Annotated in this window: 19 protein-coding genes; 12 read left to right on the top strand and 7 right to left on the bottom strand. The window is 71.1% G+C overall.

From position 1 onward, the window contains the following. Positions 1–20 precede the first annotated feature (20 nt). On the top strand, positions 21–620 hold the full coding sequence (locus ACIOGX_RS22985; protein ID WP_401915911.1) for a phage tail protein: 600 nt from the start codon (positions 21–23) through the stop codon (positions 618–620). A 290-nt stretch (positions 621–910) separates the two neighbouring features. Then, on the top strand, positions 911–1,972 hold the full coding sequence (locus tag ACIOGX_RS22980) for an NADase-type glycan-binding domain-containing protein (protein ID WP_401915731.1): 1,062 nt from the start codon (positions 911–913) through the stop codon (positions 1,970–1,972). A gap of 140 nt (positions 1,973–2,112) precedes the next feature. Here the strand turns inward: ACIOGX_RS22980 and ACIOGX_RS22975 are convergent, their stop codons facing one another. Next, positions 2,113–2,640, bottom strand: coding sequence for an HPP family protein (locus ACIOGX_RS22975; RefSeq protein ID WP_356508084.1), 528 nt, complete (start codon positions 2,638–2,640; stop codon positions 2,113–2,115). Between the two features lie 19 nt (positions 2,641–2,659). Next, on the bottom strand, positions 2,660–4,111 hold the full coding sequence (locus ACIOGX_RS22970) for a dihydrolipoyl dehydrogenase family protein (RefSeq protein ID WP_401915728.1): 1,452 nt from the start codon (positions 4,109–4,111) through the stop codon (positions 2,660–2,662). Between the two features lie 382 nt (positions 4,112–4,493). Between ACIOGX_RS22970 and ACIOGX_RS22965 the strand changes: the two genes are divergently transcribed. Continuing rightward, complete coding sequence (locus ACIOGX_RS22965) at positions 4,494–7,373, top strand: exo-alpha-sialidase (protein WP_401915725.1); 2,880 nt, start codon at positions 4,494–4,496, stop codon at positions 7,371–7,373. Between the two features lie 104 nt (positions 7,374–7,477). On the opposite strand, the gene gap is transcribed toward ACIOGX_RS22965, so the two are convergent. Both gap and ACIOGX_RS22955 read right to left on the bottom strand, forming a co-directional pair. Next, positions 7,478–8,476: a type I glyceraldehyde-3-phosphate dehydrogenase gene (gene gap, locus ACIOGX_RS22960; protein WP_401915722.1), complete on the bottom strand. Its 999-nt coding sequence runs from the start codon at positions 8,474–8,476 to the stop codon at positions 7,478–7,480. Between the two features lie 107 nt (positions 8,477–8,583). After that, complete coding sequence (locus ACIOGX_RS22955) at positions 8,584–9,540, bottom strand: GlxA family transcriptional regulator (protein ID WP_401761864.1); 957 nt, start codon at positions 9,538–9,540, stop codon at positions 8,584–8,586. Between the two features lie 322 nt (positions 9,541–9,862). On the opposite strand from ACIOGX_RS22955, the gene ACIOGX_RS22950 reads away from it, so the two are divergent. The 3 genes from ACIOGX_RS22950 to ACIOGX_RS22940 all read left to right on the top strand — a co-directional run bounded on the left by ACIOGX_RS22950 (position 9,863) and on the right by ACIOGX_RS22940 (position 11,844). Beyond that, a complete protein-coding gene (locus ACIOGX_RS22950) occupies positions 9,863–10,318 on the top strand; it encodes a hypothetical protein (RefSeq protein WP_401915718.1) in 456 nt (151 codons plus the stop codon). A 153-nt stretch (positions 10,319–10,471) separates the two neighbouring features. Continuing rightward, entirely contained in the window at positions 10,472–10,954 is a 483-nt protein-coding gene (locus tag ACIOGX_RS22945) for a hypothetical protein (RefSeq protein WP_356508072.1), read from the top strand. 326 nt (positions 10,955–11,280) lie between these two features. Continuing rightward, positions 11,281–11,844, top strand: coding sequence for a hypothetical protein (locus ACIOGX_RS22940; protein ID WP_384774738.1), 564 nt, complete (start codon positions 11,281–11,283; stop codon positions 11,842–11,844). 202 nt (positions 11,845–12,046) lie between these two features. Here ACIOGX_RS22940 and ACIOGX_RS22935 read toward each other — a convergent pair whose 3' ends face one another. After that, positions 12,047–13,543, bottom strand: coding sequence for a ricin-type beta-trefoil lectin domain protein (locus ACIOGX_RS22935; protein WP_401915715.1), 1,497 nt, complete (start codon positions 13,541–13,543; stop codon positions 12,047–12,049). 148 nt (positions 13,544–13,691) lie between these two features. On the opposite strand from ACIOGX_RS22935, the gene ACIOGX_RS22930 reads away from it, so the two are divergent. The 6 genes from ACIOGX_RS22930 to ACIOGX_RS22905 all read left to right on the top strand — a co-directional run bounded on the left by ACIOGX_RS22930 (position 13,692) and on the right by ACIOGX_RS22905 (position 19,752). After that, a complete protein-coding gene (locus ACIOGX_RS22930) occupies positions 13,692–14,477 on the top strand; it encodes a hypothetical protein (RefSeq protein WP_401915712.1) in 786 nt (261 codons plus the stop codon). Continuing rightward, the gene (locus ACIOGX_RS22925) at positions 14,474–15,361 is read left to right on the top strand and encodes an SMP-30/gluconolactonase/LRE family protein (RefSeq protein WP_401915709.1); all 888 of its coding nucleotides are present in this window, start codon (positions 14,474–14,476) and stop codon (positions 15,359–15,361) included. Before ACIOGX_RS22930 ends, ACIOGX_RS22925 begins: the two co-directional genes overlap by 4 nt. After that, positions 15,358–16,119, top strand: coding sequence for an SDR family oxidoreductase (locus ACIOGX_RS22920; protein ID WP_356508062.1), 762 nt, complete (start codon positions 15,358–15,360; stop codon positions 16,117–16,119). The genes ACIOGX_RS22925 and ACIOGX_RS22920 overlap by 4 nt, the downstream gene beginning before the upstream one ends. Continuing rightward, positions 16,116–16,868: an SDR family NAD(P)-dependent oxidoreductase gene (locus ACIOGX_RS22915; protein WP_401915706.1), complete on the top strand. Its 753-nt coding sequence runs from the start codon at positions 16,116–16,118 to the stop codon at positions 16,866–16,868. Before ACIOGX_RS22920 ends, ACIOGX_RS22915 begins: the two co-directional genes overlap by 4 nt. A 283-nt stretch (positions 16,869–17,151) precedes the next feature. After that, entirely contained in the window at positions 17,152–18,180 is a 1,029-nt protein-coding gene (locus tag ACIOGX_RS22910) for a LysR family transcriptional regulator (protein WP_383969332.1), read from the top strand. Positions 18,181–18,369: 189 nt separating this feature from the next. Further along, positions 18,370–19,752, top strand: coding sequence for a tannase/feruloyl esterase family alpha/beta hydrolase (locus ACIOGX_RS22905; protein WP_401915703.1), 1,383 nt, complete (start codon positions 18,370–18,372; stop codon positions 19,750–19,752). A gap of 70 nt (positions 19,753–19,822) precedes the next feature. On the opposite strand, the gene ACIOGX_RS22900 is transcribed toward ACIOGX_RS22905, so the two are convergent. Together ACIOGX_RS22900 and ACIOGX_RS22895 are read right to left on the bottom strand one after the other, a co-directional pair. Next, positions 19,823–21,457 carry a flavin-containing monooxygenase gene (locus ACIOGX_RS22900; protein WP_401915700.1) on the bottom strand — a complete coding sequence of 545 codons (1,635 nt, stop codon included), beginning with the start codon at positions 21,455–21,457 and terminating at the stop codon, positions 19,823–19,825. Positions 21,458–21,460: 3 nt separating this feature from the next. Further along, on the bottom strand, positions 21,461–21,925 hold the full coding sequence (locus tag ACIOGX_RS22895; protein ID WP_401915698.1) for a cupin domain-containing protein: 465 nt from the start codon (positions 21,923–21,925) through the stop codon (positions 21,461–21,463). Positions 21,926–21,960 lie beyond the last annotated feature (35 nt).

Genomic DNA, 21,960 nt, shown 5'->3' with positions numbered 1-21,960 from the left:
CCTCGGCCCCGCTGGGCGTCATGCTGCCCGCGGTGTTCGCCGACGACGATCTCGCCCAGCGCTTCGTCGCGGGCATCGACGAGGTCTTCGCGCCGCTCCACAACGTGCTCGACTGCCTGGACGCCTACTTCATGCCGTCGCTCGCGCCCGTCGACTTCATCCGCTGGCTCGCCGGCTGGGTGGGCGCGGAGACCGAGGGGCACGACGCGGCCGGACGCGCCGACGGACCCGCGGGCCGCGACGGTGCGCACTCCCCGCGCACCGCACCGGCCACCGGCCACCCGCAGGACACGGAGGCGACGGTCGCGCTGCGCGCCGCGTTGACCGCCGCCGTACGGCTGCACCGCCTCCGCGGCACCCGGCGCGGACTGTCCGAAGCGGTACGGCTCGCCTTCGGCGTGGAGCCGGAGATCACCGAGAGCGGCGCGGCCACCTGGGACGCCAGGCCCCTGGGCCCGGTCCCCGGCGAGAGCCGCCCGCGCCTGCACGTCGCCCTACGGCTGCCGGATCCCGGCCCCGCCGCCGAATACCGGCTGGAGCGCCTCGTAGCGGCGTCTCGCCCCGCCCACATGCCCTACACGGTCCAGGTGACCGCCGCCGAAAGGACTTCCGACAGGTGACCAGTCAGCAGGCTTCCTCCCCCACGCCACCCTCCGAGGGCGGGGGCGACACGGGGAACAAGCCACGCCACTGTGCCGAGTGCGGCACGCCGTACACTCCGGGGCAGTCCTTCTGCGACGGTTGCGGAGCGGTACTGAGCTGGACCCCGGACGCACGGGCACGGGACGCGGGTGCGGCCGGTCGGCAGGGCGCCGCCGACGCTCCCGGCTCGGGCGCGGGCAGGGGTACGCCGGCCGATGCGGATGCCGATGCCTGGGCGGACCCGGTGCGCGAGCCGGCATACGGACCGGTGCGCACACCCATACACGAACCCGAGCGCGACTCCGCGCACGAGCCCGTACAGGAGCCCTTTCGCGAGCCCGCACGCGCCGATTCGCCTCCGGTGCCGTCCGAGGACGACGACACCCTGCCCACCATGCCGGTGACCCCCGCCGCGAGCCCGGCCCCGGACCCGGACGCGAGCGCGCGGGCCAGGGCCCTGCTCGTACCGGTCGCCGACCAGCGCGCCGCACCCGTACCGGAAGTCGCCCCGGTCTTCCCGGGCATGCCCGCCGCCGCCCGCCCCCGGATCCAGGCCCCCGGTGGCGAACCCGCCGACGAGACCGGCCCCCCGTGTCCCTGGTGCGCGGTCGGCAACCGCCCCGGCCGGCACTTCTGCCGACGCTGCGGCATGTCCCTCGCGCAGCGCCTCGGTGTCACGGAAGCCCCGCGCCCCTGGTGGCGCCGGATATGGGACTTCGGTAACGGCCCGACGCCATGGGCGGGCGACCGTCCGAGGACGCGCCGGGGCATCGGCCGCGTCTTCGGCTGGATCGCTTACGGCCTCGCGCTCGGGCTGGTGATCTACGCGGTGTTCAACGTGGGTACGGCGTGGAACGCGGCGCGCGACCACTTCTCGAAGCGGGCCCAGATCACGCCGGACTCCGCCGCGGCGTCCCGCTCCTTCGGCAGCCACCCGCCGAAGCTGATCTTCGACAAGGTCAGCAACAGCTGGTGGGGTCCCGGCATCTCGGGGAGCGCCGAGGGCGAGTGGGTCGAGGCGCGCTTCGAGGAACCCACCCGTCTGCTGGACATCCTCATCACGTCCGGCATCTCCACCAAGGCGCCCGATCTGACCGAGGCCGCGCTGCCGTACCGGATGGACGCGGTCATCACGACGTCCGACGGCAAGAAGACCACGCGCCAGATCACACTCGACCAGGTCAGCGGCCCTCAGCAGCGGAAGTTCCGGGCGCAGAACGTCATCAGCGTACGGTTCGTCATACGCTCGGCATTCAACGTCGGCACCGACAAGCAGGTCTCGATAGCCGAGATCGAGTTCTTCACCCGCGCCAGGAGCAGCGGCGCGTAGGCCCCGGCCCACGGGTTGCCGCAGTCGCCGCCCGCTCCGTCCGTGACACCCTCGCCGGGCCGATGGCCTGGACCGGGCGTTCCGGTGGGGACCACGAAGCCGACGCCGGTGTGCACGCCGGTGGCCAGGAGGAGCCCCGCCTACCCGCGAGTCGCTCCCCGCCCCCTCGTGGGAAACGGCAGACGGGACAGCAGCGCCGCCGCGGTGATCAGCAGGGCGAGGCCCGTGAGCATGCCGTACAGCGGCGGTCCCGGCCGGGCGATCCCCGAGGTGATGAGCAGGGCCGTGGCCGCGGCCGGCGGATGATGGGCGTTCAGCAGGACGAGCAGAAAGAGCGTCAGTCCCACCGCCAGGGCCTGGGCGCCGATCTGCCGCCAGGTGTCCGTCCGCTGCTCGGCGATGGACGGATACCGCCACAGGCCGAAGACGGCCAGGCAGAGCAGCCCGGAGGCGGTGGCACAGGTGTGTCCGAGGACGGAGCTGCGGACCTGGGCGGCCTCCGTGTGCGGGTGCGCGAGCAGGATGTACGCCGTGGGGCCGAGGGTCGTGGTGAGCAGCACCCACTCCAGCGTCCGGCCGACGGCCCCCACCACCACGAGCGCGGCGGCGGACAGGACGAAGAGCCGGACTCCTGTGCGCAGCCGCGCGGGCACGCGGGTTCTCTCCATACGTCCGTGGCCGGGCCGCTCAGCCTCGGTACGCCTTCATCAGGTGCAGCCAGACCTCGCTGATCGAGGGGAAGCAGGGGACGGCGTGCCAGAGCCGTTCGACGGGGATCCGGCCGGAGACGGCGACGGTGGCCGAGTGGAGCAGCTCGCCGACGCCCGGACCGACGAAGGTCACACCGAGCAGATGACCGTGGTCCAGATCGACGACCATACGGGCCCGTCCCTGGTACCCGTCGGCGTACAGATACGCCCCGGGGACGGCGCCGAGGTCGACATCGACGACCCGCACCCGGTGCCCGGCCTGCCCGGCCTGCGCGGCGGAGAGACCGACGGCCGCCGCCTCCGGGTCGGAGAAGAAGATCTGCGGCACCGCGTGGACGTCGGCGGTGGTGGCGTGGGCGCCCCAGGGCTCCGTGTCCAGCGACTGCCCGTTGGCGCGGGCACTGATGGCATCGCCCGCGATACGGGCCTGGTACTTGCCCTGATGGGTGAGGAGCGCATGGTGGTTGACATCGCCCATCGCGTACAGCCAGTCGCCCTCGACGGCCCGTACCCGGCAGGTCTCGTCCGTCTCCAGCCAGTCCCCGGGGGTGAGACCCACCGTCTCCAGGCCGATGTCATCGGTGCGCGGGGACCTGCCGGTCGCGAACAGCACCTCGTCGGCCTCCAGTTGGCCGCCGTCGCTCAGTGTCAGGGTGACCGGTCCGCTCCCGCCGGGACGTCTCAGCCCGGTGACGGAGACATGGACGCGCACGTCCACTCCGGCCTCCGTGAGCCCCTTCGCGACCACGTCGCCGACGAAGGGCTCCATGCGGGGGAGCAGGCCGGAGCCGCGGACCAGCAGGGTGACCGCGGACCCCAGGCCCTGCCAGGCGCTGGCCATCTCCACCCCGACACCTCCGGCGCCGACGATGGCGAGCCGCTCGGGCACGGTGCTGGAGTCGGTGGCCTCACGGTTGGTCCAGGGCCGGGCCTCGGCGATACCGGGAAGCTCGGGCAGTACGGCGTCGCTGCCGGTGGCCACCGCCACGGCGTGCCGGGCTGTGAGGGTGACGGGCGGGCCCTCGGAGGGGGTGACGGTGACCTGGCGCGGCCCGGTCAGCCGCGCGTGTCCGCGCACCAGTTCGGCGCCCATGCCCGCCAGCAGGTCCGCCTGTCCGCCGTCGTCCCAGCTCGACACGGCACGGTCGCGGCGGCCGAACACCCCGCGCGCGTCGAGCGAGCCACCGACCGCCTCGCGCGCACCGTCGACCCGACGGGCATCCGCGAGGGCGATGACGGGCCGCAGCAGTGCCTTGCTGGGAATGCACGCCCAGTACGAACACTCGCCGCCGACCAGTTCCTTCTCCACCACGGCCACACTCAGCCCACCGGCGCGCACCCGTTCAACGGCGGTCTGCCCGACAGGTCCCGCACCGATGACGATGACGTCATAGGTGTTCTCGGCGGAGGCTCCCACTGCGTCGCTCACGATCCGCTCCCGTCTTCCGCATCTTCCGGCGCAGGGAGGGCATGAGCCCAGACCAGAAAAATGCCCGTTATGCCTGGATTTGAGGCACTTTATCAAGCGGGCGTCATGCCCCCAGGTTCCCCCCGGCCTCAAGGCGCGCCCACTCGTCCGGACCGGCCGCGGGGCAATCACGTCGCCCACCGCGACGCCTGTGCCATCCCGCCCGGGGACTACCGTCGGCGGGCCCTCGGACGCTCGACATAATCAGAGGCGGCTCGGCACCTTCCGGTCGGGTGGGGACGCTCATGGCGGCGGGCGGGAGCGCGTCGGCGATGGGCGTTATTTCGCGAGGGGGCAAGGAATGAAGCGCCGGTTCCGAAGAACGATGCTTCGAGTAATGGGGATGAGTCTGTTCGTATCGGTGGCCCTGGCGGCCCCGGTGGCGACGGCGGCGGAGAGCGGAACGACAGGGGCCGGGTCCGCGGGGCGGGGCGTGTCCGCGGTCGCGGCCTCTGCCGACGCGGTCGCCGATACGGGCTCGTCCGCCGATCCGGGCGCGTTCGCCGAGTCCGAGCTATGGGACTCGACGGACGACGACGCGTACGCCAGCTTCCATGTACAGGGTCTGGCGGTCGTGCCCGCGGGAATCGTGCCGCCCGCCGGGGACGGGCAGGCCTTGCCCGACGATGTGGTGCTGACGTTCACCGAGGGCCGGTTCGCCGTGGGCGACGGCGGGGAGAAGGATCTCCTGGTTCGCCGCAGTGTGGACGGAGGGCGCAACTGGTCGGCCGGCGTGCCCGTGGTTCCGAGGCAGACGGGCCAGAGCTGGGGCAACCCCACGCCGGTGGTCGATGAACAGACGGGCCGGGTCTGCCTGTTCTACAAGGGATCCGGCGGAGCCGTTTTCGTCAAGCGAAGCGACGACGCCGGGGCCAGTTGGTCGGCGGCCGAGGACTTGACCCCGTTGTTCGCGTCGAACCCGCACGGCTGGACGCTCAACAGCCCGGTCCCCGGACACGGCATACAGCTCCGGAACGGCCGGCTGCTGATGCCCGTCCAGCACCGCGCCCCCGACCCGGACCGCAATTACGGCATCGAGATGCTGTACAGCGACGCCCACGGCGATCCCGGTTCCTGGCGGCGAAGCGCCGCGGTACCGCTGTCCGTCGCGTACCCGGTCAATGAGAGCCGTGTCCACGAACGCGCCGACGGGTCGGTGGTCCTCAACGGCCGGTGGGGCTCGGGCGGCACCCGTTACCGCATCACCGCGACCAGCACGGACCGGGGTACGAGCTGGTCCGCGCCCGCGATCGACGGCTCGACCGGACAGTTCGTCTCGGTGGACGCGAGCGTGCTCCAGTACAGTCGCGGCCCGGTCGACCGGGTGCTGTTCAGCGGGCCGGACGCGTCGGCCCGGGAGAACATGACCGTCTCGGTCTCGTACGACGGAGGGGCGAGCTACCGGTACAGCCGGGTGATCAACCCGGGCATGTCCTACTACTCCGACCTCGCCCGGCTGTCGGACGGCACGATCCTGCTGGTCTACGGCCGGGACGGCGCCGACGCGGGCTTTCCCGAGCGGATCTCGGTCGCCCGGTTCGACCTCGCGTGGCTGACCCAGGGGCGGGACAGCCTCACCACCGGTCCCGGGCTCTCCCAGCAGACGTACGAACTGGCCACCACGGAAGCCCGCACCGATACGGGTGCGGCGGCGCCGATCGTGTCCGACGCCAACGCGCGGGACGGCAGGACACTGCGCTACCCGGCTCCGGCGGTGGGCCGTTACGTCGAGGCCCCGTTCGACGTCGCGGCGGCGGGCACCTACGAGGTGGCGGTCCGGCTGCACCGCGGAGCCGACCGGGGACAGATACGCGCGAGCGTCGACGGCACAGCACTCGGTCAGGGGCTTGTCGACCCGACCATGACGGTGGGCGAGGGCTATCAGCTCTACCGGCTGGGCACGGCTGAGCTGACGGCCGGGCGGCACTCGATCCGGTTCACGCTGGCCGGCCAGGGGCGGGGCGGCGGCAGCGTCATCACCGCCGACCAGTTGTTCCTGACCTCGGGCGGACATCCCGCGGACACCCCGAAGGCGGTCGCGGACAATGACTCCGCCGCCGGCTTCGAAACGGTGTCGGGCACCTGGACCAGAGTGGAGAAGGCCCCCGGGGAGTACGGGCAGAGCCACCGCACGCACGCCGCGGGGACCGGCGGCGCCAGAGTACGGTTCCGGCCGGACGTGCCGATGAGCGGTGTGTACGAGGTCTCCGCCTGGTACGCGCCCGGCACGGGCCGCGCGTCCGACGCCTCCTATGTGATCCGCCACGCCGAAGGCCAGGAGACGGTCGAGGTGGACCAGCGGTCCGGCGGCGGACGTTGGGTACGGCTCGGTGATTTCGCGTTCACCGCCGGCGGCGGGGGCACGGTCGAACTCTCCGACGCCGCCGACGGGCTCGTCGCCGCCGACGCCATCCGCCTCGCCTACCGGGGCGCCGTCGCGGACAACGACTCGACCGCGTACGAAACGGTCTCCGGCGAGTGGAACAACGCGTCCGGCACCGCCGGGTACTACGGCCCGAACTACCGGACCCATCCCTCGGGTACCGGGAGTTCGGTCGTGCGCTGGCGGCTGGACGTACCGGCCGACGGGACGTACGACGTGTCCGTCTGGTACGCGGCACACGCCAACCGTGCCTCCAACGCGCCCTACGTCGTCCACCACGCCCAGGGCTCCACCACCGTGCGCGTCGACCAGCGTGAACGCGGCGGCCAGTGGGTCTCACTGGGCAGCTACCCGTTCACCGCCGGCGGCGGGGGCACGGTCGAACTCTCCGACGCGGCCGACGGATACGTCGTCGCCGACGCCGTACGCACCACGTACCACGGGCTCGTCGCCGACAACGACGACGCCTCGCACTACGAAGTGGTCTCGGGCACGTGGAACAACGCCACGGGCACCGCCGGGTATTACGGCCCGAACTACCGCACCCATCCCTCGGGTACCGGGAGTTCGGTCGTGCGCTGGCGGCTGGACGTACCGGTGAGCGGGAGGTACGACGTGTCCGTCTGGTACGCGGCACACGCCAACCGTGCCTCCAACGCGCCCTACGTCGTCGATCACGCCGACGGCTCCACCACCGTGCGCGTCGACCAGCGTGAACGCGGCGGGCGGTGGGTGTCGTTGGGCACCTACTCGTTCACGGCCGGCCGGCAAGCCACCGTGGGACTCTCCGACGCGGCCGACGGATACGTCGTCGCCGACGCCGTACGGCTCGTCAGGTAGAGGACGACGGGAAACGGCCCGCCCCACCGGAGGAATCCGGTGGGGCGGCCCTGCGGATCGCGGAGTCCGTCAAGAGGTGTGAGGCCGGGCGCCCCGGTGTCCGGTCAGCCGGCGGCGAGCAGTTCGAGCGTATCGATCACGCGGTTCGAGAAGCCCCACTCGTTGTCGTACCAGGCGACCACCTTGATGTGGCGGCCGTCGACGCGGGTGAGAGCCGAGTCGAAGATCGACGAGGCCGGATTGCCCGTGATGTCGGACGACACGAGCGGGTCGTCCGAGTACTCGAGTACGCCCGCGAGCGGCCCCTCGGCGGCGGTGCGGTACGCCGCCAGCACATCCTCGCGCGTCACGTCCCGGGCGACGGTCGTATTGAGCTCGACGATCGATCCCACCGGAACCGGCACGCGGATCGAGTCGCCCGACAGCTTGCCGTCGAGGTTCGGCAGCACGAGGCCGATCGCCTTGGCGGCGCCCGTCGTGGTCGGCACGATGTTGACAGCGGCCGCGCGCGCACGGCGGGCGTCGCGGTGCGGACCGTCCTGGAGGTTCTGCTCCTGCGTGTAGGCGTGCACCGTCGTCATGAAGCCGTGCTCGATGCCGGCGAGACCGTCGAGCACCGCGGCCAGCGGCGCGAGCGCGTTGGTCGTGCACGAGGCGTTCGAGACGATCGTGTGCACGGCCGGGTCGTACGCGTCGGTGTTGACCCCGAACGCGAGTGTGACATCGGCGCCGTCCGCCGGCGCGCTGATGAGGACCCTTTTCGCGCCCGCGTCGAGGTGGGCGCGGGCGGCCTTGGCCGAGGTGAAACGGCCCGTCGCCTCGAGCACGATGTCGACGCCGAGCCCGGCCCACGGCAGCCGCGCCGGTTCGCGTTCGGCGAGCACGGTGATGCGACGGCCGTCGACGACGAGGGCGTCCCCGTCGACCGTCACCGGGCGGCCGAGCCGCCCCGCCGTCGTGTCGAAGGCGAGCAGCCGCGCGAGGGTGGCGGGCTCCGTGAGGTCGTTGACGGCGACGACCTCCAGGTCGCTGTCGCGTTCGAGCAGCGCGCGCAGCACGTTGCGTCCGATGCGGCCGAATCCGTTGATGGCGATGCGAGTCATGGATGGTGTCCCTTCGGGTTCGCCCTCAGGTTCTCGCGCGGCGTCCGCCGGTGACAGCGGCGTGGTCGCCACGGTCCAAAAGGATCACGCCACGCGGTGCCGGCGGGCTACCGCCCCTGGGCGAAGGTGCGGCGGTACTCACTCGGCGTGGTGTCGAGAATGCGCTGGAAGTGCAGCCGCAGATTCGCACCGGTGCCGAGACCGACGTCGGCGGCGATCTGCTCGATGCCCCGCTGTGAACGCTCCAGCAGCTCACGGGCCATGTCGATGCGGGCACGCATGACCCACTGCATCGGGGTGTACCCCGTGTCCTCGACGAAGCGCCGCGAGAACGTGCGCGGCGACACCGCCGCGTGCCGGGCGAGCACTTCGAGGGTGAGGGGCTCGCCGAGCCGGTGCAGTGCCCACTCCCGGGTGGCGGCGAACCGCTCGCCGAGCGACTCGGGCACACTGCGCGGCACGTACTGTGCCTGACCGCCGCTGCGGTAGGGGGCCGCCACCAGGCGCCGGGCCGCGTGGTTCGACGCGGACACCCCCAGATCACCGCGCAGGATGTGCAGGCACAGGTCGATGCCCGAGGCGGCGCCGGCCGACGTCAGCACGCTGCCTTCGTCGACGAACAGAACGTTCGCGTCGACCTGGACGAGCGGACGCTTCGCCGCGAGTGCCCGTGTGTAATGCCAGTGCGTCGTGGCGCGCCTGCCGTCGAGCAGGCCCGTGGCGGCGAGCGCGAAGGCGCCCGTGGAGATGGCGGCGAGCCGCGCGCCCCGACGGTGGGCGGCGATCAGCGCGTCGACGACGGCCCGCGGCGGGTCCTCACGGTCCGGATGCCGGTAGCCGGGAACGAAGACGATGTCGGCCCACGCGAGTGCGTCGAGGCCGTGGGCGACGTAGTACGACAGGCCGTCGCCGCCCGCCACGAGACCGGGCGCCGCGCCGCACACCCGCACCTCGTACGGCATGCTCGCGCGGGTCGTGAACACCTGCGCGGGAATACCGACATCGAGCGGCTTCGCACCTTCGAGCACGAGAACGGCGACGCGACGCAGGGGTGAGGCTGGCACGAGGAAGAGGATACGTGGGGTCATCGGCCCAGGTCCCGAAGCCGCACGGGTCCACCGGCCAAGGCGCTCACCGGCGCGTCGGACGCACGGGAGCGGACATGGACCTCCCTCACGCGCCTCGTGGCGGATTCGCCGGGCGGCGGGGCAGCGACGCGGAGCCGAGGCTTCGGCCGACGCGCTGGACGACGAGCCCATTACCTCGCGCGTAATCGACGCCCCCCGCCTCGCCCGGCACTCTTGCGGTACCGGAACCCGGACGGCGCGCTCCCTCCGGGGACCGGTTCCGGCCACCCCGTACGACCTCGATGGAGGCTGATCCGTCATGTCCGCAACTCTGCTCGCCGGCATCGCCCGCACCACCGAGCCGCAGACGATGCTGCGCCGGTTCCTCGCCCTCGACGCTGTCATCACCGGCGTCAACGGACTGGCGTATGTCGCGGCGTCCGGACCGCTCGGCCGGCTGCTCGGAGTCGACGACACCGTCCTGCTCGGGCTGGGCGTCTTTCTCGCTCTGTTCGGGGCCGGAGTCGGTTTCCTCGCGACCCGTCGCCGGCCGCCGCGGCTTCCCGTGAAGATCGTCGTCGACTCGAATCTGCTGTGGGCCGTCCTCAGCATCGCCGCGCTGTCGTTCTGGCTCGACCCGACCACGGCCGGCGCCGTCTGGATCCCGGTGCAGGCGCTGACCGTCGCCGGCTTCGCCGTTGTGCAGTGGTCCGCACTGCGCGCCGCCGCTCCCGGCCCCGGGACGGACCCGCGACCGCGGCCGGGCCCGGCGTGATCACCGCGTACGCGGCGCGCGGTCGCGCCAAGGGCCTCGCCCCCCGGCGCCGAGGACAACAAATCTGACAGATCATCAAAGATGACGGGGTGGAAGCGAAAGGCACCCATTTCGCCGATAGAACTCGATAGCCGTCAGTGATCCAATTTCCCCATGATTCGCACCCGTGCCATGCGCACCGTCATGACCGCGACCGTCGTCCTGCTGGCGTTGGGCGGTCTGGCCACCGCCCCCGCTCAGGCCACCACCGAGTTCGCCGCCGCACCCGCGACCTCCCGGGCGGAGGCGCCGGCGGCCACGCCTGCCACCAGCCACGTGGACACCTTCCTCAAGGCGTACCGCCGCGCCGTGCTCGGGCAGGGCAGTGAGGACCCCCTGGCCGTCCGCGAGCGGTTCCTCTCCCCGTACCTGAACCTCCGGCTGGACGCGTGGGCCCAGCAGAACGACGCCGATCCGGTGTTCCGCGCGCAGAACGTCCCGGCGAAGTGGTCGGCCCACCAGGTCAAGCAGGAAGCCGGCTTCGCCTCCGTCCGGTTGACCGAGTCCTGGACGGGCGGGGGCGTCCAGGAGGTCTGGTACACCGTCCGCGTCGCCGATCTGCGGATCGTCGACCTGGGTGATCAGCCCGCGTTCTGACCTGACCGCAGGCAGTGCCCCGCTCGGATCCCGATCCGTGGCGGGGCACTGTCGATCTGGCGGTGGATTCCGCAGGCGTGCGCCTCATGGGGACGCGGCGCACGCCCCTGGTGTGTTCAAGAGGCCGCACGAACACCCTTACCTTTGAGGGGAGTTGCGTCGTAGGACCGGTTATGACGGTCGTTTGGAACGTTCGAATGGCCGGTTGGAACGTTCAAACCCTTGACCCGCTTGCCCGCCGGAAGCCACCATTTCTCTGGCCGTCGACAGCGGGCGGCCGAACCACCGGAACTACGCCTGCGATTTCGCGCCAACGAAGGGTCGGTATGTCCGTGTTCCCCCACTCGATTCACCGCACGATAGGCACGGCCGTGGCCGCGTTGGGCGTCGCCGCGTCATCTCTCGTGGCCGGCTCCGGCTCGGCTCGGGCCGCCGAGCCGGCCGAGCGTGTGTCCTCCGCGGCGGCTCCCTCGGCGACGGCCGCCGAGGGCAACGCGATCGTCACCTTCACCAACAACGTGAGCGGTGGGTCGTACACCTGTGAGGTCACCACGCCCAACGGCATCGGACACCCGCCCACCCAGCCGCATCAGCTCTCCTGGCGGTCCGTTGTCGTGTGCGGCGTTGTCGTGCGGATGTACGGCGTCAGCCACTCGTACGTGTGGGGCAGTGACATCTCCTACTACCCGGGCAGCACCTACGACATCACCGGCACGATCGCCGAGACCGTCGGCAGGGTCAATGTGCCCCCGGGCGCGTGGGGTCTGAACAGCAACGTCATCATCTTCACCCCGGCCGGCTACACGGCCACCCCGGGCAACGGCTGCGCGGCCGTGGCCGCCGACCAGACCAAGTGCATCGCCACCGCCGGGCCGATCATGGTCAGCTGAGTTCACTCGGCCCGTCACGCGTGCCGATCGTTCGTCGCGACGGTCACCCCGCCCGCGCGGTGGCGGTCGAGCCGCCGAAGGCGACGTGCCCGGAGTCGGGGCGCACGGTCCGCCGAAGTTCCCGTCACGGTGGGCGGTGGCGTGCTGCCGGTCACGGCTCATGTCGTCCGTGACCGGCCACGCGTGTCCGGACGGCGTCCCGCTAGAGGAGCCGCCATTTCTGGTTGTTGCCGTTCCCGCAGGCCCAGAGCTGGACGTTCTGGCGGCCGGCCAGGTCGGCGTCCAGGCAGAGGCGGGAGTCGGCCCCGCGGACCGTCCCGTCGGAGAAGAAGTACCACCGCTGGTTGGAGTTGCCCGTGCAGTCATGGCTGACGACGGGGGTGCCGTTGGTCTTGCCGAAGCCGAAGGCGTCCAGGCATTTCGTCCCGTCGTAGACGCTGATCCGACCGTTGGACGTTCGGGTCCATCGCTGGTTGTCGGCGTTCCCGCAGGCCGAGACCTGGAGCCGGACATCGTTGGCGTGGGACGCGCCGGGGATATCGAGGCACGCGTCGTAGCCGACGTTGCGCAGCCGGGTCGTGCTCGCACGGGGCTTGCCGAAGGCGTGGAGGAGGCGGTTGACGGCCGTGGGGTTCGGCTCCCACAGCGGCAGATTCTGGGTGCCGCCGTCGAACGCGCTGAAGAGCCTGAGGATGTTCAGCGAGTCGTGGTCCGGGCTCGTGGTCCTGCCGCCGATTCCGTGACACCAGATCGCGCCCAGGCCGTAGTCGTGGATGACGTCCGTGATGGCGCGCAGGAACGCGACTTCCTTGGGGGTCGTGGCGCTGGGGGTGGCGTCGTAGTCGATGCCGTTGTCGGCGTCGGCGCCGAACTCCTCGATGACGGTGCGGTCGGTGCAGTTGCCCATGAGGGTCTTGATGTCGTTGACCCAGTACTCGTAGCTCCGCGCCTCATAGGGAAAGGCGTAGCGGTGCATCGCGAGGTAGACCCCGTTGAAGCGGGAGTCGTTGCACAGCGGCCTGAGGTCGGAGCCCCAGCCGCCGCCGTCGATCTGGGCGCCCTCGATGAACATCCGGTCCCTCGGGAGACCGGCCGCACTCGCGCGGGTGACCCAATTGGCGGCGAAGTTCAGCCACTCGGCGGTGGTGAAACCGACGGGCTCGTTCATCGGGTCGAAGTAGATCAGGGGGTTGGACAGGTATCTGGCCATGACCGTGTCCCACATCCGGTTCCAGGTGGGCAGATAGCTGTCCGTGATCTTGTTGCTGCCGTCCTCCGACCAGTAGGACAGGACGACCTTGAAGCCCTTGGCGGTCGCGGCGTCGATGACGGCGTTGTACGTGTTCCAGCTCGCGGTGGCGGGGTTCATCGGCAGCCGGACGGTGTTGGCGCCCAGGGTGCTCTGGAACGCGGCGAACATCCCGTCGGCCTTGTTCCTGGCGGAGTTGTAGTCGTCGTTCGGCGACAGCCCCTGCAGCACGAGCCGGTCGAAGGTGAAGTTGTCTCCGAGGCGGGACCAGTGCACGCCCTGGAACTGGCCGGGGGCGAGCCTGGCGTCGGCGGCGGCCGGTGACGCGTCGGACACCGTCTTGAGCGGCACCAGGATCAGCACGGCCAGTGCGGCCAGCATCCAGGTGACGACGCGGCGACTGAGACGGGTGCGGGCAGGCGGGGGTGCGATGGGGTGGGAGCGTGGCATGGCTTCCTCTCCGGCTTGGCGCGCGAGAATGGCCGGACGCGGGCCCTACGGGGGCGGCAACGCGCCGTTGACAACGTGGACATGAACGTAGCGGCGCTTCCCGAGCGCGTCGATCGCGTATTTCGGAACGCGCCGATCCGTGTGGCGAATGGCAGGGCTCGGCCGGATCCACCGCCCGGTGCCGGAGCGGTCCCGGCCGGCTGTGCCCGGCGCGCCGGGGCTTCAGTGCGGCGGGAGCGACGCGTACTCGGGCCTGACCGCCAACCCGGCCCTCGGAGTGGCGGCCGATCTTCTGGTCGCCGCCGGTGGCCGGGTCGTCCTCGGCGAGACCCCCGAGATCTACGGCGCCGAACACCTGCTGCGCAGGCGGGCCGTCACACCTGCGGTCGGCCGCCGTATCGACGAACTGATCGCCTGGTGGCAGGCGTACACGGCGCGCAACGACGCGGAGCTGGACAACAACCCGTCCGTGGGCAATCGGGCCGGCGGCATCACCACCATCTGGGAGAAGTCGCTCGGTGCGGTCCTCAAGGGCGGTACGAGCCCGCTCAACGACGTGGTGGCCTACGCCGAGCCGGTCACGGCACCAGGTCTCACCTTCATGGACACCCCGGGATACGACCCGGTCTCGGCGACCGGTATGGTCGCGGGCGGGGCGAATCTGCTGGCGTTCACGACCGGACGGGGCTCCGTCTTCGGATCGCGGCCCACTCCCTGCCTCAAGATCAGCACCACGACTCGGCTGTACGAACGCATGCGCGGCGATATCGACTTCGACGCCGGCTCCGCCATGTCGCGAGACGATCAACTCCGCCACGGAACCCTGCTGTTCGAGGCCCTGATAGACATGGCATCGGGAAAGCCCAGCAAGTCCGAGGAGCTCGGATTCGGCACCGAGGAGATCGTGCCGTGGCGGAGGGGAGCCGTAGTGTGACCTCAGTGTTCTGGAACGGACGGGCCACCCTGGGCGAGGGGCCGCTGTGGGACGCGCGCACGGACACGCTGTACTGGGTGGATATCGTCGCCGGGGTCGTCTTCGCCCAGACCTCCGGCGCCGGCCGGCCGAGGCGGATCGAGGCCGGGGCACAGACCGGCTGCCTCGGTCTCACCGACGATCCACGTGTCCTCGTGGCCGGTCTGCGCACCGGCTGGCACCTGCTCGACGTCGGCACGGGCGACCGTACCCTCCTCGCCGATCCCGAGGCGGATCGCCCGGCCTGCCGTTTCAACGACGGATCGGTCGACCCGGCGGGACGGTTCTGGACCGGTTCACTGGAGGACGGTGAGGCCCGTGCCGTGGGCCGGCTCTACCGGCTGGACGCCAATGGCGCCTACACCGTGGTCGACGAGGGCTTCTCCTGCCCCAACGGCATCGACTGGTCGCCGGACGGACGCTGGATGTACTTCGTGGACTCCCGCGCCGACGTGATCCACCGGTACGCCTTCGACGCCGAGTCCGGGGCGGCCACGGGCCGTCGGGTCTTCGTCGACACCTCATCGCTCCCGGGCATCCCCGACGGGCTGCGGGTGGACGCGAAGGGCGACGTGTGGTGTGCCTTCTGGGACGGCGCCCACGTGAGCCGCTTCACCCCCGACGGCGCCCTCGCCGAGCAGCTGCCGGTGCCGGTCCCGCGCCCGACGAGCGTCGCCTTCGGCGGGCCAGGCCTTCGCACCATGTACATCACGTCGGCGTCGATCGGGCTCACCGAGGCTCAGCTGGCCGAGTGGCCCCTGTCCGGATCGGTGCTGCGGCGCACCGCCGACACCCCGGGCCGGCCGTCGGCCCTCTTCCACTCCGCACGAGAGGTGCTCGCATGAGATTCAGCGGGAAGGTCGCCGTGGTCACCGGCGCCGACTCCGGCATCGGCCGGGCGACGGCGGTCCGGCTCCTGGACGAGGGCGCCACGGTCGTCGCCGTCGACCTGAAGCACACCCGGCCATGGCCCGACGAGCCGACAGGACGTCTGCGGCTGGTCGGCCTGGACGTCGCGGACCCGGACGCGGGACAGCGGCTGGAGACATACCTGCGGGAGGAGTTCCAGCGGGTCGACGTGCTGGCCAACGTCGCCGGAATTCTGCGCATCGCGCCGTTCCTCCAGGTCACCCGGGCCGACTGGGACCGTGTTGTCGCGGTGAACCTGACGGGCGTGTTCTTCCTGAGCCAGGCCGCCGCCCGCGTCATGGTGGAACACGGCACGCCGGGCCGCATCGTCAACGTCTCATCGGTCCACGCCGTGGTGTCCGAGCCGAACGCGGCGCCCTATACGGCGACCAAAGGCGGCATCGAGGCGATGACTCGCACGATGGCATCCGAACTGGCTCCCCACGGCGTCACCGTGAACTGCGTCCGTCCGGGCGCCACCCGGACCGGGATGAGCGAACCCCTCTACACACCGGAGATCGTCAGCTCGCTGACGGCGAAGATCCCGCTGCGGGAGATCGCGCCGCCGGAGTGGGTCGCGTCGGCCATCTGCTATCTCGCGTCCGAGGAGGCGCGCTACACCACCGGCGCCTGCCTCGACGTCGACGGCGGATACGCCATGGACGGCTCGCTGCCCGGGACGGCGTACTCATGAGCGCCGTCGCCGTGGTCACCGGCGCCGCCTCCGGCATCGGGCGCGCCACCGCCGTGCGACTCGCGCGCGAAGGCCACCATGTCGCGTTGCTGGACCTGGACGCCGTTGGCCTGGCCACGACGTGTGCGCGGATCGAGGAGGCCGGCGGGCAGGCGCACCCTTTCACCGTGGACCTGTGCGACCCGCTGGAGGTCGGCGCGGTGACCCGGGAGATCGCCGTGACGGCCGGCCCCCCGCAGGTGCTCGTCAATGTGGCCGGTATCGGCGTGGCCGCGACCGTGCTGGAGACGAGCGACGAGGACTGGAACCGCGTCCTGACGGTGAACCTCACCGGGCCCTTCTTCACCACACGGGCGACGCTGCCGCTGATGCTCGACCGCCGCAGCGGGGTGATCGTCAACATCGCCTCGGTGGCCGGTCAGGTCGGCATGGCCCGCCGCGCGGCGTACTGCGCGTCCAAGGCCGGGCTGGTCGGGCTCACCCGCGCGATCGCCGTGGACCACGCCCGCGAGGGAATTCGCTGCGTGGCGATCTGCCCCGGCACCGTGGAGACCGAGTGGATCGGGAAGATCCTGGCGAACGCCCCGGACCCGGCCGCCGCGCGTGAGGCGATGGCGGAACGGCAGCTCGACGGGCGGATGGGATCGCCGGAGGAGATCGCGGCCATGGTCGCCTTCGTCGCGGGCCCGGACGGCCGATTCGTCAACGGAGCCGCTCTCGTCCTGGACGGCGGGATGACGGCGGCGTAGGGCGTGTCCGGTGCTCTGCCCACGGGCGGGCACGGTCACCCGCGCCCGCCGGGCCCGCGCTCGCTCACCGTGTGTTCCGCTCTGTCGGACGCCATGGGCGGCCGGACGCGCTGTAGCGGTGTCGCCGCACGGGCCATTACGCTCGTGCGGCGGATCCACCGGCGGCGGAACCGGTGCGCGTACGCGAACGAGCTGTCCGCGCACGGGCGTTGGAGACCCGGGCCGGAGCCATGCTCGGTGGTGGCGGGCGGGATGCCGCGGAGCCGCGAAAGGGGGCCTCCACGTGACAGAGCCCAGGACGGAACGCCTCCAGGGCCCACCGGATCCGGCATGGACGACGCACGTCACGGCCGACCCGCCGCCGCGCGATCCCCGGGACGCCATGTCGTTGCAGACCGCCTGGTTGCGCAGCTTTCTCGCGGTCGCCGACAAGGGCGGGTTCGGTGCGGCCACCCTTGTACTGCATCTGTCGCAGTCGCGGGTCAGCGCCCATATCGCCGCGCTCGAACACGCCCTTGGGGTGACGCTCTTCGACCGCAAGGCCCGCCCCATCCGCCTGACCGAGGCAGGCGAGCTGTTCCGCGGGCATGCCATGACGGCCCTGCTGGAGTTGCAGCGCGGCGTCGACGCCGCACGCGGCACACTCGACAGTTTCGTCGCGCATGTCAGTATCGGCAGTTATCCGAGCGTCAGCTCGACGTACCTGCCGGCGGTGCTCCGGGAGCTGAAGTCGACGTACCAGGGCATGACGGTCGACTTGTTCGAGGGGAACGCCTCGACACTGGAGGAGATGGCCGTCAACGGGACCGTCGACCTCGCGTTCCGGCCGCTGCTGCCGAAGATGCACGAGACCACGCTCTGCCATCGCACGATCTGGCGCGAGGACATCGTCGCCGTGATGCGCGAGCACGACCCCCTCGCCGGGCAGACCTCGGTCAGTGTGGACGACATCCAGGCGCGGCCGCTCATCGGCAATCCGGCCGGCAGCGAGGAGGACGGCGGCGGCTTCGATCTGCGCCACACGCTCGGCGAGGCATCCGGCCGGGCCGACATCGTGTATCTGACCGACCAGCCGACCACCCTGGTCGCGTTGGTCCGTTCCGCCTTCGGCGTCGGCATCATCAACCGCCTCGCGCTGCGGACCACCAGCACCGAAGGGCTGGCCATCCGCACGATCGACTCCCCGACCGCCTTCCGGGAAGTCGCCCTGTTCTGGGCGCGACGGCGCGCGGACACCGTCGGTGTCAGAGCGTTTCTCGATGTTCAGGGACGAGCGAAGCTACCGCCCGGCGTACAGGCGATCCTGAGCTGACCCGCACGTGTCGGCCGAAGTGGTGTGTGCCCGTCAGCCCCCCCGCGACGACGCCGGGGTGGGTGCTCGCTCTACTTCCCGGCTCCCGGAACTATGGGCCGTCCACATGGCCCGGCCGACCGGGGGCGCTGACGATGTGCGCCATGGCAATGACGCACCCGACCGGGGCGAGCCCATCGGAGGAGATCCATGCGTGTGAGAACAGGTGTCGCCGTGCTGGCCGCCATGCTGCTGGCTGTCACGGCGACCGGCGCCGCACCCGCCCCCGTACCGGCTTCGGAGGCCCCGACGGCGCTGTCCCACTGCGGCGCCCGTGAACGGGTCTCCGTGCCCGGCGCGGAATTCCAGACCACGGCCTGTCTGCCGGACATGACCACCGCCGCGCTCGCCGGCACCCGGTACACCGACTCCACCGACTGGTCCCCGCTCTTCGCCAAGGGCACCACGAACCCCTCGGGCGTGCCCGGTGTCCAGATCGACGGCTACTTCCCCGACTCCTCGCGGCTGAACGCCACCCACGGCTGGAAGCACGACGCCCAGTTCGTGATGCGGCTGCCCGACCGCTGGAACGGCGGCCTCGTGGTGACCGGCGCGCCCGGCAATCGCAAGCAGTACTCGCTGGACCCGCTGATCTCCGACTGGGTGCTGGCCCAGGGCTATGCCTTCGCCTCCACCGACAAGGGGAACAGCGGCCCCGACTTCTACACGGACGGCACCCGGCCCGGCGACGCGGTCGCCGAATGGAACCGCCGCACCACCGAGTTGACCCGCGCCGCGCGCACGGTCCTCCGGCGCACGTACGGACACGCCCCGCGCCGCACGTACATGACCGGCACCTCGAACGGCGGCTATCTGACCCGTTGGCAGCTGGAGAACCATCCCGAGCTGTACGACGGCGGGGTGGACTGGGAGGGCACGCTCTGGACCGAGGGCGGCCCCAATCCGCTCACGTATCTGCCGACCACTGTCGCGTACCGGGCCGGCGACGCGGGAGCCGACGACATGTACGCGGCCGGGTTCGCCCCGGGCAGCGAGTTCCTCTGGCCCTACCACCAGACCGCCTACTGGGGGCTGACACAGAAGGTCTACCGAGCCGTGTTCGACCCCACGTACGACCCCGACTGCCCCGGTACTTCGGCCGGTTCGACGACCGAGGAGATCCTCTCGCCCTGTGCCTCGGACGCTTCGTACGACTACGCGGCCCGGCCGCGCTCCGTCCACCGGGCCGTCGAGCGCGTGTCGCTGACCGGCAGAATCGGCAAACCCATGATCACACTCCAGGGCTCACTGGACACGCTGCTGCCGATCGCCACCGACTCGGACGTCTACGCGCGCATGATCGACGACCGGCACCGGGCCCGGCTGCACCGGTACTACACGATCGAGGGCGGTACTCATGTCGACGGGCTGTATGACACGTATCCGGACCGGCTGCGCCCGATCCTGCCCTGCTACCGGAGCGCGTTCGAGGCGCTGACACAGTGGGTCGAGCGCGGCGAGGCCCCGCCGGCCAGCCGTACCGTCCCGAAGCCCGTCTCCGGCGACGTCGTGAACTCCTGCGCACTGCGCTGAACCCGCCGGACCGCTCCGACCTGTTGACGGACCGGTGAGGGGCCCGGCCCGCGGCGAGGCCGGACGCCCGTTACGAAGCTGTCTCCGCCGTCCGGTCCTCCGGCACAGGCTGGGCCGACACCCGCGCGGCGCGGTCCGTGGATGTCGGGGTGCCCGGCGCGCGGGGCGCCCCGAGACGCGCCATGAGCCTGGGGGTCACCCGCCGGTAGGCCGCCGGGTTGACGGGGTTCAGCCAGTGGACCGCGCGGACCAGCGGATTGATGTTGAGGTCGAGATCGTTCAGTACCTCGTCGGCGTTGTGAACCGAGAATGGGATGATCTTCGTACCCCGGCAGTGGTGCCGGTCCGTGGCCTCGTCCATGAACGCGAGCTGGTCGACCACCGCCTGCCGCCGGGCCGCCGGTGCGGGCAGCGGCAGCAGGCCCCCGAGGTCGGCGGCGATCCACAGCGCGGCCATCTCGGCGTTGAGCGGGCTGAAGAGCGAGGAGTTGTAACCGTTGAAGTACAGCCCGGGTACGTCGAGCGGCAGGATCTGCCGGTAGAGCATGAAGTTGCCCCGCTCGTCGAGGAGTTGACGCCGCACGTCCTCGGCGAGGAAGGGAACGCCCTGCGTGAAGCCGGTGGCGCAGACCACAAGGTCGGCGGGCAGGGTCGTACCGTCGCTGAGTTCCGCGAAGGGGCGGCCCCCCTGCGCGAACAGCCGGGTGATCGTACGATCGCGGCGCACCGTGATCGCACCGGCGGCGACGGCCTCGAAGAAGCCCTCGGTGCCGAGTCCGATCGCCCCCTGGATGATGTGCTCCATGTGCCCCTTCGGCACCAGGTCCAGCGCCTCCAGCCCGTACTGCCGCACGGAGACCGAACCGATCGAGTTGAGCATCCGCCGGCGCAGGCCGTTGCCGGGACCGTGCAGGAACCGTTCGACTCCCCGCAGCCGCCGATAGCGGAACAGGGCCTCGCCCATGCGGGTCAGCAGCAGCATCTTGAAGTTGAGGAAGCCGCCGATCCTGCGCGGTACCTTCCAGAGCAGCTGGCGTGCGACGACGTCGGCGCTCGCGGCGGTCGCGCTGATCGGTACGGCCACGTCGCACGCCGACTTGCCGTACCCCACCACGAGCACGTGCCTGTCGCGCGCCTCCTCCGCGTCGTGGAACGCGTTGCCTGCACACAACCGGCCCCCGGCCGCGGTGAATTCGTCCAGTCCCGGATACGTGGGAAGGGCAGGCTCGCAGAACACGCCGTTGGCGACGACGAGCCGGTCGAACCGCTCCGTGGACGGTGTGCCCCTTCCGCCGGCCTCGCGTACGCCGTCGCTCTGTATGCCGTCGCTCTGTACGCCGTCGTGCCGTGCGTCGGCCTCCCGCACGTCGACGATCCAGCCGCCGCCGGCCGCCCGCACGCGGGTCACCTCGGTCCGCAGCCGCAGATGGGCGTCCAGTCCGAAATGCCGGGCGTAGGCGGCGAAGTAGCCCTGTACCTGGGCACCGCCCGGCCACTCCGGCAACTCTTTCGGCATGGGAAAGTCCGACAGGGCGTACTGCGTTTTCGGGCTCTGTGTCGACAGACCCGGGTAGCGGCGGGTCTCGCTCCACACACCGCCGACGTCCGGGGTCCGGTCGAAGACGACGACGTCATGGCCCGCCTGCTTGAGCACCTTGGCTGTCGTCAGTCCGGCGACACCGGCGCCTACGATCCCGATCCTCATGGCTCAGTGACCCCCGGGCGGCAGGTGCAGCACGATTCCGAAATCGTCCATGATCGACTTGATCGTGGAGATGTCCTTCGGTCCCGGCGGCATGGCGGCCAGGGCCTGGTAATAGCCTTCGAGACCCGCCGGTGACACCACGGAGATCACCCGCGACTCCTCTCCGTACGGATTTCGGAAGGCGTGTGGCACATCGCGCGGCAGATACATGTAGTCGCCGAATTCCAGCACGTAGTCCCGGTCGCCGAGCGTGACGTCGAGCCGGCCGGCGAGGCAGATGAACGACTCGTCCTCGCGTGTGTGCGTGTGCAGCGGCGGCCCGTCCGTCTCCGGCGGGATCGCGTACTCGAACAGTGAGTACGCGTCGCGCGTCGACTTGCCGTCGGTCTTCATCGTGATGCCCAGCCCGATCGCGGCAATCCGTGTGCCGTCGCGGGAGGGGAGCAGGTAGCCACCGCCCAGGGTCATTCGTGGCCTCCTTCGGAGGTGTCGCACCGTCACTT

The organism is Streptomyces sp. NPDC088147, assembly GCF_044741565.1.
GTDB lineage: Bacteria > Actinomycetota > Actinomycetes > Streptomycetales > Streptomycetaceae > Streptomyces.
Note: the sequence above shows the minus strand (reverse complement) of the source record. Positions and strands in the feature narration are given on the sequence as shown.

Bases quoted from the DNA above. Each gene is read 5' to 3' on its own strand.
- ACIOGX_RS22920 (WP_356508062.1), top strand. From the start codon at position 15,358: ATGAGATTCAGCGGGAAGGTCGCCGTGGTCACCGGCGCCGACTCCGGC.
- ACIOGX_RS22965 (WP_401915725.1), top strand. From the start codon at position 4,494: ATGAGTCTGTTCGTATCGGTGGCCCTGGCGGCCCCGGTGGCGACGGCG.
- ACIOGX_RS22975 (WP_356508084.1), bottom strand. From the start codon at position 2,640: ATGGAGAGAACCCGCGTGCCCGCGCGGCTGCGCACAGGAGTCCGGCTC.
- ACIOGX_RS22895 (WP_401915698.1), bottom strand. From the start codon at position 21,925: ATGACCCTGGGCGGTGGCTACCTGCTCCCCTCCCGCGACGGCACACGG.
- ACIOGX_RS22985 (WP_401915911.1), top strand. From the start codon at position 21: ATGCTGCCCGCGGTGTTCGCCGACGACGATCTCGCCCAGCGCTTCGTC.
- ACIOGX_RS22900 (WP_401915700.1), bottom strand. From the start codon at position 21,457: ATGAGGATCGGGATCGTAGGCGCCGGTGTCGCCGGACTGACGACAGCC.
- ACIOGX_RS22905 (WP_401915703.1), top strand. From the start codon at position 18,370: ATGCGTGTGAGAACAGGTGTCGCCGTGCTGGCCGCCATGCTGCTGGCT.
- ACIOGX_RS22940 (WP_384774738.1), top strand. From the start codon at position 11,281: ATGTCCGTGTTCCCCCACTCGATTCACCGCACGATAGGCACGGCCGTG.
- ACIOGX_RS22945 (WP_356508072.1), top strand. From the start codon at position 10,472: ATGATTCGCACCCGTGCCATGCGCACCGTCATGACCGCGACCGTCGTC.
- ACIOGX_RS22950 (WP_401915718.1), top strand. From the start codon at position 9,863: ATGTCCGCAACTCTGCTCGCCGGCATCGCCCGCACCACCGAGCCGCAG.
- ACIOGX_RS22930 (WP_401915712.1), top strand. From the start codon at position 13,692: ATGGCAGGGCTCGGCCGGATCCACCGCCCGGTGCCGGAGCGGTCCCGG.
- ACIOGX_RS22915 (WP_401915706.1), top strand. From the start codon at position 16,116: ATGAGCGCCGTCGCCGTGGTCACCGGCGCCGCCTCCGGCATCGGGCGC.
- ACIOGX_RS22935 (WP_401915715.1), bottom strand. From the start codon at position 13,543: ATGCCACGCTCCCACCCCATCGCACCCCCGCCTGCCCGCACCCGTCTC.
- gap (WP_401915722.1), bottom strand. From the start codon at position 8,476: ATGACTCGCATCGCCATCAACGGATTCGGCCGCATCGGACGCAACGTG.